Consider the following 15299-nt stretch of genomic DNA (forward strand, 5'->3'; position numbering starts at 1 on the left):
GAGAAACCGATGAATAATACGGCGGTAAAAATTCAAGAAAACCAGCGACAACATTCATCAACACGTCCACATGTAAAGCGAAAGCGAAAATTAAAAATTCGCTTCACTTTAGGAGAAAAGCTTATTTTTGTCTCATTTCTCTTATTCGCGCTTTATGCGGCCATCCACATTGTTTCAAACCAGGTGGCTATCTATCAGATGAATAAAGAGATTCAACAACTGGAAGACACGATTCAAGAGCAAAAAAAGCATAACAATGATCTATATGTTGAAGTGCAACAATTAAGCACATACGAGCGCATTTTGCAAAAAGCGAAAGAGCTCGGCCTTTCCTTGAACGAAAATAATGTAAAAGTTGTACAGGAATGATGGAGGATGGAAGCGAAAAAACATAAAAATACACATAAAGGAGCAGCACTATTATTTCTCGTATTTAGCCTGCTCTTTTTTGTATTATTTGCTCGGTTTGTTCAACTGCAAGTGACCGGAGTGGCTGACGGCCAAGTGTTAGCAGCGAAAGCGGAAGAAAAATATAAGCAAAAACGAACGATTGAGGCGAGACGCGGCACCATTTTCGATCGGAATGGAGAAGCGCTCGCGGAAGATACGCCTTCTTATACAGTAGTGGCTGTGCTTGATCCGAAAATGACAACGGACCCAAGCCACCCAAAACATGTCGTTGACCCGGAGATGACGGCGAAAAAATTAGCTCCGCTTTTAGATATGGATGTAAGCGAAGTGGAACGGGTTTTAAAAAAGAAGGCTAAGCAAGTTGAATTTGGTACACATGGCCGCAATATTAGCTATGAACTGAAGAAAAAAATTGAAGCCCTGAAGTTGCCGGGGATCGGCTTTATCCGTGATACGAAGCGGTTTTATCCGAACGGAATGTTTGCATCCCATATCATTGGATATGCTCAAAAAACAGAAAAAAGCGGAAACGAAACCATTGGCATAATGGGGCTTGAAAAAAGCTTAAATGATTATTTGCGCGAAAAAGATGGGTATGTCGCATTTCGCGGAGATTCGGAAGGATTTCGTTTGCCTGATACAAAGGAAACGATCGTTCCACCTGATAATGGTGACAATGTGTATCTAACGATCGATCAAAAAATACAAACATTTTTAGAAGATTCAATGAATCAAGTCGAAAAGCAATATAAGCCGAAAAAAATCATCGCGATCGTTGCCAACCCGAAAACGGGGGAAATTTTAGCGATGGGGACAAGGCCAAGTTTTGATCCGAACAAACGAAATATTGAAAACTATTTAAATGACGCGATTTCTTATCCGTATGAACCCGGTTCGACGATGAAAATATTTACGCTTGCTGCCGCGATTAACGAAGGGGTCTACAATGGAAACGAGCTGTACCGTTCCGGATCTTACAAAGTTGGACCAAACGAAATCCGTGACCATAATAGAGTTGGATGGGGAACGATTTCGTTTAATGAAGGTGTCCAACGTTCGTCCAACGTTGCTTTTGCGATTTTAGTGAAAGAAAAGTTAGGAGAAGATCGCTTTTTGCAATATTTGCATCGATTTCACTTTCATGAGAAAACGGGAATTGATCTCCCGGGGGAAGCTGTTGGTAACATCGTTTATAAATATCCCATTGAAAAATTAACAACAGCATTTGGACAAGGAACATCGGTTACTCCGATTCAGCAAATTCAAGCGGCAACCGCGATTGCTAACGGTGGGAAAATGATGAAGCCATACGTCATCGATCGCATCGTTGACCCTGATACAAAAAAAGTCGTTGTCGAGCATCATCCGGAAGTGGTAGGCCAACCGATTACGAAAGAAACGGCCCAAAAAGTCTTGGATATCTTAGAAACGGTCGTTACTTCGGAGAATGGAACAGGTCGTCCTTACCAAATTGAAGGATACCGGGTTGCTGGAAAAACGGGAACCGCACAAATTCCTTCTCCAAAAGGTGGTTATTTAACTGGATATGACAACTATATTTTCTCATTTTTAGGAATGGCTCCAAAAGAAAATCCGCAATTGTTAATGTATGTTGCTGTTCAGCAACCAAAGCTGTCGTACACAGAAACAGGGGCGGCACCGGTTTCGATGATTTTTAATACGGTTATGAAAAATAGTTTACAGTATTTAAATATTCGCCCTTCTTCTAAATCGATAGAAACGAAAGAAGAGAAAAAGGGAATTTCTCTCGAGTCGTATGTCGGTGTACCCGTTGAAGAAGCGGTACAAGAGTTAAAGGAAAAAGGGCTCACTCCAATTGTCATTGGCAATGGCGGACAAATTGAGGCACAGCTCCCGTCAGCAGGAGAGGACGTCATTGCTGGGGAGAGAGTCATCTTAAAGACGAATGGGAAAGCAGTAATGCCTGATATTCGTGGTTGGTCGCTACGCGATATTATGAAAGTAGTTGAGCTTCTTCATCTGCAACCAAGCATGAAAGGATATGGATATGCTGTTACGCAAAATATCCGTCCGGGAACCGAGGTCAAGAAAGACGATTATTTAATTGTTGAACTTGCCAAACCAGAAAAATGGAAAGAGCGAATGAAAGAAGAAAAAAAGACAAAGACGAAAAAAGACAGCGGCAAGCCGGTTGATTAAGATTAGGAATGTTCTACAATGACAAGTACAAGCATATAGTGGAACGAGCCTATAATGAGGGAGGTTCCTTACTGTATGCGCGTTTCACACGTCACTGTTCGCAAGCGGCTTGCGATTGTGCTGCTCATCGGAGTGCTTATTTTTGCCATTATTGACATTCGTTTAGGGTATGTCCAATTTATATTGGGAGACATGTTAACTGAACGAGCGAAAGGATCATGGAGCCGGAACATTCCGTTCGAACCGAAGCGCGGGGAAATTTTGGATCGAAACGGGGTTCCGCTTGCCACAAATGTTAGTGCTCCGACGGTTTATGTCGTTCCGCGGCAAGTGGAGAATCCAGCCGAAACGGCGGAAAAATTGGCCAAAGTATTAAATATGCCTGTCGAAAAAGCATACAAGCATGTTACGAAACGAACATCGATCGAACGGATTCCAGAGGGGCGAAAAATTTCGTATGAGAAGGCGAAAGAAATTCGTTCTCTCGGCTTAAAAGGAGTCTATATTGCAGAGGATACGAAGAGATATTATCCGTTTGGGAGCTATTTGTCTCATGTTTTGGGCTTTACCGGTATCGACAATCAAGGTTTGACAGGATTAGAGTTATATTATGATAAAGAGCTAAGCGGCCAAAAAGGTTCGGTGCAATTTTACTCTGATGCAAAAGGAAAACGAATGCCGAATATGGCCGATGAATATACGCCGCCAACCGATGGTTTAAACTTACAGCTGACAATTGACTCACGCGTTCAAACGATCGTCGAACGTGAATTAGATATTGCTGAAGCGAAATACAATCCTGATGGAATTATTGCGATTGCAATGAATCCAAATACAGGGGAAGTACTGGCGATGGCAAGTCGACCTACTTTTGACCCTACGAACTATCGCAACGTTCTGCCGGAAATATATAACCGCAATTTACCGGTATGGAGTACGTATGAGCCTGGTTCGACGTTTAAAATTATTACATTAGCTGCTGCATTAGAAGAGAAAAAAGTCGATTTGCTCAAAGATCATTTTTACGATCCGGGTTATGTGAAAGTGGCAGGTGCGACGTTACGCTGTTGGAAAAGAGGGGGGCACGGGGATGAAACGTTTTTAGAAGTTGTGCAAAACTCGTGTAACCCCGGCTTCGTGGAATTAGGCAAACGTCTAGGAAAAGAAAAACTATTTAAGTATATCAAAGCGTTTGGTTTCGGCGAAAAAACGGGCATTGATTTACAAGGAGAAGGAACGGGGATTTTATTTGACATGAAGCGTGTCGGTCCTGTTGAACAAGCAACGACTGCCTTTGGCCAAGGAGTTTCCGTAACGCCGATTCAACAAGTGGCGGCGGTTTCGGCAGCGGTTAACGGCGGAATTTTATATACGCCATACATTGCGAAAGAATGGGTCGACCCTGAATCAGGGGAAGTTGTTAGCCGAAATACACCAAAAGCGAAGCGACGTGTTATTTCCGAGGAAACATCGAAGCAAATTCGTTATGCGCTTGAAAGTGTCGTTGCCCAAGGAACAGGGAAAGGGGCTTTCGTCGAAGGCTACCGTATCGGCGGAAAAACTGGAACGGCACAAAAAGCGAAAGATGGTCGATATTTAAAAGACAATTATATTGTTTCCTTTATCGGCTTTGCGCCAGCGGATGACCCACAGTTAGTCGTTTATGTGGCGGTAGATAATCCGAAAGGCACAGTGCAATTTGGCGGAGTAGTTGCTGCACCAATTGTCGGGAAAATTATGGAAGATAGTTTGCGGGCGCTTGGAGTTAAACCGCGCAAAGATCAAATTGAAAAAGAGCGGGCATGGAATGAAACGAAAATGGTCAAAGTTCCTAATTTAGTAGGTTTATCAAAAAAAGACTTGCAAGAGCAGCTTTTTAACTTAAAATTAGATGTTAGTGGAGAAGGTGAGGTCGTCGTCGAACAAGCTCCAAAACCAGGAGTGAAAGTAAAAGATGGTGCAACGATTCGTATCTACCTAGGGCCAAAATCAACCGAAACGTCTGCTGGAGAATCACGTTAAGAACGAATCGATTCATGATGACAAGGGGCGATCGCATTAGTCGTTGAACAGCCCCTTCTTTTCCGTTTTTTTACCGTTCCCTTCACAGAGAATTCAAACGAGAGGAATGAGCAAAGATGAAACTGCAAACGTTGCTTTCTTATTTGCACGATTTTACAATATATGTTGGAGACAATCCGACGATTACATCCATCGAAATGGACTCGCGGCAGGTTAAACAAGGGTCTTTATTTATTTGTGTTCGAGGATTTACGGTTGACGGTCACGATTTTGCTAAGCAAGCAGTGGAAAATGGGGCTGTTGCCGTTATCGCAGAACGACAGGTTGATGTCAATGTTCCTGTTGTCATCGTTCGTGACAGTCGCCGTGCGATGGCGGTGCTTGCTGATGCATTTTACGGACAGCCGACCCATCGTTTACATTTAATCGGTGTTACGGGCACAAATGGGAAAACAACGACGACTCATATAATAGAGCACATATTTCGAAAGGCAAAGAAAAAAACAGGCCTTATCGGGACCGTTCATATGAAAATTGGCGACAAAACATACAATGTTCAAAATACCACTCCAGAGTCGCTCATATTGCAAAAAACGTTTAAACAGATGGTGGATGAGAACGTCGATGTTGCCATTATGGAAGTATCGTCCCATGCGCTGCATATGGGGCGTGTGCACGGCTGTGATTATGATGTAGCGGTGTTTACGAACTTGACGCAAGACCATTTAGATTACCATCGAACAATGGATGAGTATCGTCAAGCGAAAGGACTGTTGTTTGCACAGCTTGGCAATCGTTTTGATCATCGGCGTCCGAAATTTGCGGTTCTTAATCAGGATGACCCTGCTTCAGAGCAATATAAGCACATGACAGCGGCAACGCTGATTACATACGGCATTGAAAAAGAAAGCGACATCATGGCAAAGAGGATCGACATGACGCCAAGCGGAATGGCGTTTGATTTAGTAACACCATATGAAACCGTTCGGGTGAAAACGAAGCTAGTCGGTCGCTTTAACGTGTATAACTTGTTAGCGGCTGTAGCGGCTTGTCTCGTATCGGACGTTTCTCTTTCGACCATTGTGGAGTCGATTGAAGAAATTTCAGGGGTTCCTGGGCGGCTTGAAACAGTCGATGAAGGGCAAGACTTTGCTGTCATTGTCGATTATGCCCATACACCAGACAGCTTAGAAAACGTCTTGAAAACAATCCGGCAATTTGCGCAACACCGTGTTTATGTTATTGTCGGTTGTGGCGGTGACCGCGACCGGACAAAACGTCCGTTAATGGCGCAAATTGCAACACAATACGCGGATGTTGTCATTTTCACTTCTGACAACCCACGTTCCGAACGTCCGGAAGATATTTTGAAAGATATGGAAGCTGGTGTTAAAGGAGCAGAGTATGTCACCATTGTGGATCGAAAAGAAGCGATTCGCTATGCAGTCGAGCAAGCGAAAGAAGGGGATATTATTTTAATCGCTGGCAAAGGGCATGAAACGTATCAGATCATCGGAGACGAAGTGATTGAATTTGATGACCGCCTTGTAGCTCGCCAAGCGATTAAGGAGCGGAAAGCGCGATGTTAACCTATCGAATGCTCAAACAATTATTTCCTTCTACGCGGGGGATTGTCGACGATACGATTAAGTTTTATCATGTTTTTGTTGATCCATATCAACAAGCGCCAAAGGGATTATTTGTTCCGCTTATGGATGCAGCTGAATCATTGAAAATTGCTATTGAGCATGGAGCGATTGCTTCCCTGTGGCAAGAAGGAATGGATTTACCACGATACATTCCGAATCATTTTCCCGTCTTTTTCGTTCCATCGCCCCTTCAAGGGCTACAGATGATAGTAGAAACATATCAAAAAACAAAAGAAGCAGGAAATGAAACTATATTTTCTCTTACTATTCATCATAATGAACAAAGTCGCTCATATGATATAGCGGTAATGGATCAATTGAAACAACTACAACAGAAGTGGTTCAGTGCTCAAGGACAAGAAGGATGTGAACGGTCATGCTAGAGCAAGTCATCGTGTTTACCATCATCACGGCCTTTGCCATTACAGTATTGTTATCGCCTATTTTTATTCCTTTCTTAAGAAGGCTAAAATTCGGGCAAAGCATACGAGAGGAAGGGCCAAAATCGCATCAAAAAAAATCTGGTACCCCAACGATGGGGGGAATCATGATTTTATTATCGATTGTCATCACGACACTTTTTATGACGAACAAGTTTGCTAGTGTAACGGTCGAAACGTACTTATTGCTATTGGTGACGATCGGCTACGGCGTGCTCGGCTTTTTAGATGACTTTATTAAAGTGGTGATGAAGCGCAACCTCGGTTTAACAAGCAAACAAAAATTCATTGGCCAACTCATTATTGCGCTTATCTTTTATATGGTTTATCAACGAAATGGATTTTCCACTGCCTTACATATTCCAGGAACAGATCTGTCGATTGATTTAGGCTGGGGCTATATTTTGCTGCTTATTTTTATGCTTGTTGGCGGCTCGAATGCGGTAAACCTAACAGACGGTTTAGACGGATTATTGGCAGGAACCGCAGCGATTGCATTTGGTGCCTATGCTGTTCTTGCGTGGAATCAAGGCCAATATGATGTCTCTATTTTTAGTGTTGCGGTTGTCGGCGCTGTTCTTGGTTTTCTTGTGTTTAACGCCCACCCGGCCAAAGTGTTCATGGGTGACACAGGATCGCTTGCATTAGGGGGAGCGATCGCTGCGGTAGCCATGCTAACAAAGCTAGAACTATTGCTTGTCATCATTGGTGGCGTATTTGTCATCGAAACATTATCGGTGATTATTCAAGTGATTTCTTTTAAAACAACAGGAAAACGAGTATTTCGCATGAGTCCATTGCATCATCATTATGAGCTAATCGGCTGGTCCGAATGGCGTGTTGTCGTCACGTTTTGGGCGGTTGGCTTATTATTTGCAATGCTCGGAATTTATATAGAGGTGTGGATTTAATTGAAACAGGTGACGATGTATCAAAATAAACATGTGTTAGTCATTGGTTTAGCGAAAAGCGGATTTGCTGCAGCCAGCTTGCTTCATGAATTAGGTGCAAACGTAACGGTTAATGACCAAAAGCCGTTTGCGGAAAATGAAGCGGCGCAGCAATTAGAAAAATTAGGAATCCGCGTCGTTTGCGGTGGACATCCGCTCGAATTGCTTGATGAACCGTTTGATTTGATTGTCAAAAATCCAGGAATTCCATATACGAACCCGATTGTCGAGAAGGCATTGAAAAAAGGGCTTCGGGTGATAACGGAAGTCGAGCTGGCGTACCAAATTTCTGAAGCACCGTTGATCGGCATTACTGGTTCGAATGGCAAAACAACGACCACAACGCTAATTTATGAAATGTTAAAAGAAGGGAACAAACACCCCCTTATTGCAGGGAATATCGGAACGGTTGCTTGCGAGGTAGCGAAAACAGCTAGAGAGGAAAATTGGATTGTTACAGAATTATCTTCATTTCAACTCATGGGCATTTGTGAATTTCGCCCTCGCATCGCCGTATTGCTGAACATTTTTGACGCTCATCTTGACTACCATGGGACAAAAGAAGCATATGTGCAAGCGAAAGGAAACATCTTTAGAAATCAAACAACGAGCGATTATGCTGTTGTTAATGCAGACGATAACACCGTGATGAAACTTGCTGAGGGTTTTGATGCGACAAAAATATTATTTTCGACGACAAAAATATTAGAGAATGGGGCATATATCAAAGATGGCTCGGTTTACTGGAACGAGGAAGCTGTCATTGCTACATCGGATATTGCCCTACCTGGAAAGCATAATCTTGAAAATATATTAGCGGCGATTTCAGTAGCGAAATTAGTGGGCGTAGACAATGAGACGATCGCACATGTATTAATGACATTTACTGGGGTGAAACATCGTCTCCAATATATAGCGACTATCAATGGAAGAAAATTTTTCAATGATTCGAAAGCGACGAACATACTTGCAACACAAAAAGCATTGTCTGCTTTCGAAGGTGAACCTGTTATTCTTTTAGCAGGTGGACTTGACCGCGGCAACGAGTTTGATGAGCTTATCCCTTATTTGCACAATGTTAAGGCGATCATTTTATTTGGACAAACCGCTCCTAAACTAGAGCGTGTCGCGAAACAGGCGGGAATAGAAACGATTAAACATGTCGATAATGTGGAAAAAGCGGTACCTGTTGCTTATCAATTATCCGAGCCGGGGGATGTTATTTTGTTGTCACCGGCATGTGCAAGTTGGGATCAATATAAAACTTTTGAACAAAGAGGGGATATTTTTATAGGCGCCGTGCATAAGTTGAAATAAGGAGACATGCTCCTTACAGTTTATCAAAGCAGAGGTGTTGGGCATTGCCGCGGAAAAAGTCTACGCCTGATTTTTTGCTCATTGTCCTTACGTTTTCGCTTCTTGCGATCGGGCTGATTATGGTGTATAGTGCCAGTGCAGTTTGGGCAGAGTATAAGTTTCACGACGCATTTTTCTTTGCGAAACGGCAACTTTTATTTGCTGGAGTCGGAATCATCGCGATGTTTTTTATTATGAACATCGACTATTGGATATGGCGGGACTGGTCGAAAGTATTACTCATTATTTGTTTTGCCCTGCTTGTTCTCGTCTTAATTCCCGGAGTCGGGATGGTGCGAAATGGGTCGCGCAGTTGGATTGGTGTCGGCGCGTTCTCGATCCAGCCGTCAGAATTTATGAAACTTGCGATGATTGCTTTTTTAGGCAAATACTTATCGGACAATCAAAAAAAAATAACATCTTTTAAGCATGGCTTGTTCCCGGCGTTAGCGCTTGTGTTCGTCGCATTTGGGATTATTATGTTGCAACCTGATTTAGGAACGGGAACAGTCATGGTGGGTACGTGTATCGCGATGATTTTTGTAGCTGGTGCGCGAATTCGTCATTTCGTCGGGTTAGGCCTGCTGGGATTAGCTGGATTTGCTGCCCTCGTCTTATCGGCACCGTATCGCATTAAGCGGATTACGTCGTTTTTGAATCCATGGGAAGACCCACTTGGAAGCGGGTTTCAAATTATTCAATCTCTTTATGCGATTGGACCGGGCGGATTATTTGGACTAGGGTTAGGACAAAGTCGGCAAAAGTTTTTTTATTTGCCTGAACCGCAAACGGATTTCATTTTTGCAATTTTAGCTGAAGAACTTGGGTTCATCGGCGGATCACTTGTACTGTTACTATTCAGCTTACTTCTTTGGCGCGGAGTACGAATCGCTCTTGGGGCTCCTGATTTATATGGAAGTTTTCTTGCGATTGGCATCATCTCGATGATTGCGATTCAAGTAATGATTAATATTGGCGTTGTCACAGGGTTAATGCCGGTAACAGGGATTACGCTGCCATTTTTAAGCTATGGTGGTTCATCGTTAACGCTGATGCTTATGGCTATTGGGGTTTTGCTGAATATTAGCAAACATGCGCGCTATTGAGAACAGGGGAATCTCTTCATTTCATGGATTGAGGAGAAAGCCCCTCTCCTTTTGTGAGCAGGGGTCGACAGTCACAAAAAAACAGATACGATGATACATAGATAGGAAAGGGGAGAATATCGTTGAAGCCGTTAGTAGCGGAGCTATTGGAAGCGAATATCGGTAAGGTAAAGGAACAAGAGCCGCTAGCAAACCATACAACGATGAAAGTTGGGGGGCCAGCGGATATTTTTGTGGAGCCGGACAGCATCGAAAGTCTAAAAAAAGCAATGGAGATTATTCAAAAACATCAAGTAAGCTGGCGGGCAATCGGCCGGGGATCGAACTTGCTAGTTTCCGATGAAGGAATAGAAGGAGTTGTCATTAAGCTCGGAGAAGGATTAGATGAATTGAAAGTCGAGGGAGAGGAAGTTACGGTTGGCGGTGGCTATTCACTGATCAGACTAGCAACAGTCATTAGTAAACAAGGATTATCTGGTCTTGAGTTTGCCGGTGGAATTCCGGGTTCAGTTGGCGGCGCCGTTTATATGAACGCTGGAGCCCACGGTTCGGATATGTCCCGTATAGTGAAAAAAGCACAAATTTTGTTTCCTGATGGAACGATCGAATGGCTTACCAATGAACAAATGGAGTTTGCCTATCGAACCTCAATTTTGCAAACAAAGCGCCCGGGAATTTGTCTTGCTGCGATTTTACAATTAAAACAAGGAAATCGTGAAGAAATTGTGGCAAGAATGCAAAAAAATAAAGACTATCGTCGCGAAACACAACCTTGGAACTATCCGTGCGCGGGCAGCATTTTCCGCAATCCATTGCCGCATTACGCAGGAAGGCTGATTGAGGAAGCAGGACTAAAAGGATATGCGATCGGTGGCGCGAAAATTTCTGAGCAGCATGCGAATTTTATCGTTAATGTAGGAAATGCCAAAGCTCAAGATGTTCTTGATTTGATTGACTATGTGAAAAAGACGATTAAACAGTTACACGGAATCGACTTGCAGACAGAAGTAGAAATCGTTGGTCGAAAGTCATAAAAATTGAGCCACTTCTTTCCCCATATTGTGTTATAATAGAAGCAGGTTTGTTCACAACTGTGAACATAAAGCTATAACGGCATGGAATAGTGCCGTTTGTTTTATTGTTACTTATCGACTTGCTTTCGAGTAAGCATCGGAAAGCGGTGAACGAATTTGGAAAAAGGGAAAGTCGTCGTTCTAGAAGAACGGGTGCCTAAGCTGAAACAGCGGCGAAAACAAAAAGTTAATCGCCGATTAACCATCTATATTGCCTTCTTTTTTATCCTTATTTTATGCATAATTTATTTCCAATCGCCGTTAAGCAATATCAAGCATATCGAAGTGAAAGGCAATAAGCATATTCCAGCCAAACAACTTATTGAATTTAGCGGTTTGACAAGCCGGACAAGCTTCTGGAAAGTAAAAGCCGAACAAGTTGAACGGAACATCAGTGCCCATCCGGAAGTGGAGAAAGTGCATCTTGAAAAACAGTTTCCTAATACGGTTGTCATACATGTCAAAGAGCGGAGAAGGATCGCTTATATTTATGATAAACAGACGTTCTTTCCGCTTTTAGAAAACGGTCGCATTTTAGTAAAAAACGCACCGAAAACAGCTCCAAGCGATGCACCGATTTTAGTAAATTGGAAAGAAGGAGAAGATATTCAAGAAATCGCTGGACAATTGGCTAAACTCCCTTCATACATATTGAGTGCCATTTCCGAAATTCACCATACGCCAAGCGACCACGACCGCTATCATATCACCGTCTACATGAATGATGGATTTGAGGTAAGTGCAAATGTACAAAATTTTGCTAAAAAGATGGTGTTATATCCATCAATTGTGAAGCAGTTAAATCCAAATGTGAAAGGTGTCATTCATTTGGAAGTCAGCAATTATTTTAAAGCGTACGAGTCCGAAACGAAGGGGGATGACAATGAAAAAGGTGAAAGGTAAACAGGTCATCCTTTCCTTTGTTTGCCTCGTGTTAGGGTTTATGATTTCTTTCTCTTACCAATATGCTAAAGATAAAGCAACAAAGCGAAATGTCACCGATCGACAATGGCAAAAAGAATACGAGTATCGTCAACAGCTCATTGAGCAACAAAAGGAAAATCGTAAATTAGAAGAAGAGTTAATCGAAAAACAACAAAAAGTTCAGCAAATGGAGAAGTCGTTAGCGAGCGAAAAAAAGACATATACAGATTTAGTCAAAGAAGCCGAACAATTGCGAATGTATACGGGAAAGATCGCAGTAAAAGGGAAAGGAATCGAAGTGACGCTATCAGATGCGTCTTACATTCCTTCTGAACAAAGCGCGACAGACTATATCGTTCATGAGCAACATGTCTTTAAAGTCATTCATGAATTACTTATCTCTGGAGCGGAAGCCATTGCCATTAATGGACAACGAATCTCGCACCGCTCGTACATTATGTGCAATGGACCGGTGATTGAAGTAGACGGAATCCAGCACTCTGCTCCTTTTGTCATTTCGGCCATTGGCGACCCTGACGTGCTTACTGCATCGCTTAATATAGCCGGGGGTGTGAAGGACCAACTTGTCAATGACAACATTGTTGTGAAAATTGTCAGCAAAGATGAAATTACATTAGATCCGATTTTTCATACGGAATAAACGTGATGGTTTTGGTGAAAACGGAAAGTTTGGTGAAGCTTGTTGGAACGAAAAAAAATGATTCACTTTACGCTGATTACAACGATTATCGGGTTTATGCTCGCGGTTCAATTTCAAACGATAAGGCAGCCGGTCGTGCGCGATACGCGTGATATTTGGGAACTTCGCAAAGATTTAAAACAGGAACAGGAGCTGCAGCACCGATTATTATTAGAGATTCGTGATTATGAAGAAAAGCTGCATAGCTATGAGAAAAAACAATCGACTAGTAAAGAAACCGTTCTGCAGGAAACAGTCAATGAGTTAAAGCAAGAAGCCGGATTAACAGAAGCAAAAGGAGCGGGGCTTGTGCTAACGATTGAGCCGTTTTATCCCGATAACTATGTCGGTCCGATTACAGAGACGGTATCTCCCGAATTATTAAAGAGACTCGTCAATGAATTGAACATGTATGGAGCAAAAGAAATTGCGATTGCTAATGAACGTATCATTAATACAACGGCGATTCGCGATGTAAACGGAGTAACGAAAGTGAATAATAGGAAACTAACGTCTTTGCCGATTGAAGTTAAAGTCATTGCTGATGATGTCCAATCGCTATATAGTCATTTACAAGTGTCGAACATTCTTGATGATTTTATTATCGAAAATTTGCAGTTGACCGTTTCTAAACCGATGTCGACCGTTATCCTTCCTCCGTATGAAGGGCAAGTGCGTGTGAAATATATGAAAGCGGTAAAAGCCGAAAAGGAGGAGAATTAATATGTGGCTTCCGCTGATCGGCTTAATCGTTGGCCTTGTATTGGGTCTGTTAACAGACTTGCGCGTTCCCGATGAATATTCTAACTATCTGTCGATTGCTGTATTGGCAGCGTTTGATACGCTGATCGGCGGCATTCGTGCTCATTTGCAAAACAGTTACGATGAAAGCGTGTTTATATCGGGGTTCTTTTTTAATATCATTCTAGCAGCAAGTTTAGCTTTTCTCGGTGTCCATCTTGGTGTAGACTTGTATTTAGCAGCTGTATTTGCTTTTGGAGTTCGTTTGTTTCAAAACATTGCTGTTATTCGTCGGATTTGGCTTACGAAATGGATGGAGAGGCGGCAAAAATCTGAAAAAAATTGAGTTTGAAAAAAGGGAATGTTTCTTGAATGTTGAATATATGAGTAAAATTCTAATCATCTCATCGCTGTTCGATACATCATATTGTTCACTTTGTTAAAGGAGGTGCCACAGAATGAACAGCAATGAAGTCGTTGTTAGTCTTGACATCGGTACATCCAGTGTTAAGGTTATTATTGGCGAAATGTTAAACGAATCGTTGAATATTATTGGAGTTGGCAATGTAAAATCCGAAGGGCTCAAAAAGGGCTCGATTGTTGATATAGATGAAACGGTTCAATCGATTAAACGTGCGATTGACCAAGCGGAACGAATGGTGGGCTTAACCATTAATCGCGTCGTCGTTGGCGTAACGGGCAACCATGTCCAGTTGCAAGACTGCCATGGTATTGTCGCTGTCTCTAGTGCCAATCGTGAAATTACCGACGAGGATGTAGCGCGTGTGATGGATGCCGCACAAGTGATGTCGATTCCACCGGATCGAGAAATTATCGGTGTCATCCCTAAGCAATTTATTGTCGATGGTCTCGACGGAATTAGCGATCCTCGCGGTATGCTTGGGGTGCGTCTCGAGATGGAAGGGACGATGATTACAGGAGCAAAGACGGTTTTACATAATTTGCTTCGTTGCGTCGAAAGAGCAGGGCTTGAAATTACTGATATTTGTTTACAACCGCTTGCCGCTGGTTCACTTGCTCTATCAAAGGATGAGAAAAACTTAGGTGTTGCGTTGGTAGATATCGGTGGAGGCTCTACCACTGTTGCCGTTTTTGAACAAGGATTTCTCCAAGCGACATCCGTTTTGCCAGTCGGGGGCGATCATATTACAAAAGACTTATCCATTGGTTTGCGGACGTCTACCGAAGACGCCGAAAAAATTAAATTAAAGCATGGACATGCCTTTTATGATCATGCTTCTGAAGAAGAAGTATTTAGCGTTCCAATCATTGGCACTGATCAGCACCAGCAATTTAGTCAGCTTGAGGTGGCTGATATTATTGAAGCAAGACTTGAAGAAATTTTTCAAATGGTTCAATATGAAATTCGTAAACTAGGATTTCGAGACTTACCGGGCGGATACGTCCTGACGGGCGGCGTTGCGAACATGCCGGGAATTTTGGAGCTTGCACAAATAGTGCTTGATAACAGTGTTCGCATTGCCATTCCAGATTATATTGGTGTGCGTGATCCACAGTATACAACAGGAGTCGGGCTCATTAAGTTTGCCTATCGTCAAGCGAGATTACAAGGTCGCTCGATTCCTGTTGCGGCAGCCGTAGCAGAATCGGCAGAAAAACGGCCACAAAAACAGCAGCCATCTAAAGCGAAACAAAAGGCGAAAGACGAGAATTTAGGGCAAAAAGTAAAAAAATTTTTCGGCTATTTCTTTGAATAGAGATTGA

The 15299-nt window shown here is 42.6% G+C and carries 14 protein-coding genes; all 14 read left to right on the forward strand.

Annotation, left to right across the window (positions count from 1 at the left end):
* Positions 1 to 9 precede the first annotated feature (9 nt).
* The 14 genes from ftsL to ftsA all read left to right on the forward strand — a co-directional run bounded on the left by ftsL (position 10) and on the right by ftsA (position 15292).
* Positions 10 to 369 carry a cell division protein FtsL gene (gene ftsL, locus ISX45_RS02855; protein ID WP_194519927.1) on the forward strand — a complete coding sequence of 120 codons (360 nt, stop codon included), beginning with the start codon at positions 10 to 12 and terminating at the stop codon, positions 367 to 369.
* A gap of 6 nt (positions 370 to 375) precedes the next feature.
* The gene (locus ISX45_RS02860; protein ID WP_194519928.1) at positions 376 to 2592 is read left to right on the forward strand and encodes a penicillin-binding protein; all 2217 of its coding nucleotides are present in this window, start codon (positions 376 to 378) and stop codon (positions 2590 to 2592) included.
* 75 nt (positions 2593 to 2667) lie between these two features.
* A complete protein-coding gene (locus ISX45_RS02865) occupies positions 2668 to 4614 on the forward strand; it encodes a stage V sporulation protein D (protein ID WP_181555021.1) in 1947 nt (648 codons plus the stop codon).
* A 116-nt stretch (positions 4615 to 4730) separates the two neighbouring features.
* The gene (locus tag ISX45_RS02870) at positions 4731 to 6203 is read left to right on the forward strand and encodes a UDP-N-acetylmuramoyl-L-alanyl-D-glutamate--2,6-diaminopimelate ligase (protein ID WP_194519929.1); all 1473 of its coding nucleotides are present in this window, start codon (positions 4731 to 4733) and stop codon (positions 6201 to 6203) included.
* Entirely contained in the window at positions 6197 to 6646 is a 450-nt protein-coding gene (locus ISX45_RS02875; RefSeq protein ID WP_181555019.1) for a hypothetical protein, read from the forward strand. The genes ISX45_RS02870 and ISX45_RS02875 overlap by 7 nt, the downstream gene beginning before the upstream one ends.
* Positions 6640 to 7614, forward strand: coding sequence for a phospho-N-acetylmuramoyl-pentapeptide-transferase (gene mraY / locus ISX45_RS02880; RefSeq protein WP_181555018.1), 975 nt, complete (start codon positions 6640 to 6642; stop codon positions 7612 to 7614). The genes ISX45_RS02875 and mraY overlap by 7 nt, the downstream gene beginning before the upstream one ends.
* A gap of 15 nt (positions 7615 to 7629) precedes the next feature.
* Entirely contained in the window at positions 7630 to 8970 is a 1341-nt protein-coding gene (murD, locus tag ISX45_RS02885; protein ID WP_407649742.1) for a UDP-N-acetylmuramoyl-L-alanine--D-glutamate ligase, read from the forward strand.
* Between the two features lie 44 nt (positions 8971 to 9014).
* Positions 9015 to 10115 (forward strand): stage V sporulation protein E, encoded by a 1101-nt coding sequence (gene spoVE, locus ISX45_RS02890; protein WP_181555016.1) that lies wholly within the window; start codon positions 9015 to 9017, stop codon positions 10113 to 10115.
* A gap of 122 nt (positions 10116 to 10237) precedes the next feature.
* Positions 10238 to 11149 (forward strand): UDP-N-acetylmuramate dehydrogenase, encoded by a 912-nt coding sequence (gene murB / locus ISX45_RS02895; RefSeq protein ID WP_181555015.1) that lies wholly within the window; start codon positions 10238 to 10240, stop codon positions 11147 to 11149.
* A gap of 156 nt (positions 11150 to 11305) precedes the next feature.
* Positions 11306 to 12091, forward strand: coding sequence for a cell division protein FtsQ/DivIB (locus ISX45_RS02900; RefSeq protein WP_194519931.1), 786 nt, complete (start codon positions 11306 to 11308; stop codon positions 12089 to 12091).
* A complete protein-coding gene (locus ISX45_RS02905) occupies positions 12072 to 12773 on the forward strand; it encodes a DUF881 domain-containing protein (RefSeq protein WP_181555013.1) in 702 nt (233 codons plus the stop codon). Before ISX45_RS02900 ends, ISX45_RS02905 begins: the two co-directional genes overlap by 20 nt.
* A 39-nt stretch (positions 12774 to 12812) precedes the next feature.
* On the forward strand, positions 12813 to 13535 hold the full coding sequence (locus tag ISX45_RS02910) for a DUF881 domain-containing protein (RefSeq protein WP_228485614.1): 723 nt from the start codon (positions 12813 to 12815) through the stop codon (positions 13533 to 13535).
* A 1-nt stretch (position 13536) separates the two neighbouring features.
* Complete coding sequence (locus ISX45_RS02915; RefSeq protein WP_181555012.1) at positions 13537 to 13899, forward strand: small basic family protein; 363 nt, start codon at positions 13537 to 13539, stop codon at positions 13897 to 13899.
* Positions 13900 to 14011: 112 nt separating this feature from the next.
* Positions 14012 to 15292 carry a cell division protein FtsA gene (gene ftsA, locus ISX45_RS02920; RefSeq protein WP_181555011.1) on the forward strand — a complete coding sequence of 427 codons (1281 nt, stop codon included), beginning with the start codon at positions 14012 to 14014 and terminating at the stop codon, positions 15290 to 15292.
* Positions 15293 to 15299 lie beyond the last annotated feature (7 nt).

Origin of the sequence: Thermaerobacillus caldiproteolyticus (assembly GCF_015326725.1) — a bacterium.
Lineage (GTDB): Bacteria > Bacillota > Bacilli > Bacillales > Anoxybacillaceae > Thermaerobacillus > Thermaerobacillus caldiproteolyticus.

Coding starts and splice junctions, on each gene's coding strand:
- ftsL (WP_194519927.1), top strand. CDS start 10: ATGAATAATACGGCGGTAAAAATTCAAGAAAACCAGCGACAACATTCA.
- ISX45_RS02860 (WP_194519928.1), top strand. CDS start 376: ATGGAAGCGAAAAAACATAAAAATACACATAAAGGAGCAGCACTATTA.
- ISX45_RS02865 (WP_181555021.1), top strand. CDS start 2,668: ATGCGCGTTTCACACGTCACTGTTCGCAAGCGGCTTGCGATTGTGCTG.
- ISX45_RS02870 (WP_194519929.1), top strand. CDS start 4,731: ATGAAACTGCAAACGTTGCTTTCTTATTTGCACGATTTTACAATATAT.
- ISX45_RS02875 (WP_181555019.1), top strand. CDS start 6,197: ATGTTAACCTATCGAATGCTCAAACAATTATTTCCTTCTACGCGGGGG.
- mraY (WP_181555018.1), top strand. CDS start 6,640: ATGCTAGAGCAAGTCATCGTGTTTACCATCATCACGGCCTTTGCCATT.
- murD (WP_407649742.1), top strand. CDS start 7,630: ATGTATCAAAATAAACATGTGTTAGTCATTGGTTTAGCGAAAAGCGGA.
- ISX45_RS02905 (WP_181555013.1), top strand. CDS start 12,072: ATGAAAAAGGTGAAAGGTAAACAGGTCATCCTTTCCTTTGTTTGCCTC.
- ISX45_RS02915 (WP_181555012.1), top strand. CDS start 13,537: ATGTGGCTTCCGCTGATCGGCTTAATCGTTGGCCTTGTATTGGGTCTG.
- ftsA (WP_181555011.1), top strand. CDS start 14,012: ATGAACAGCAATGAAGTCGTTGTTAGTCTTGACATCGGTACATCCAGT.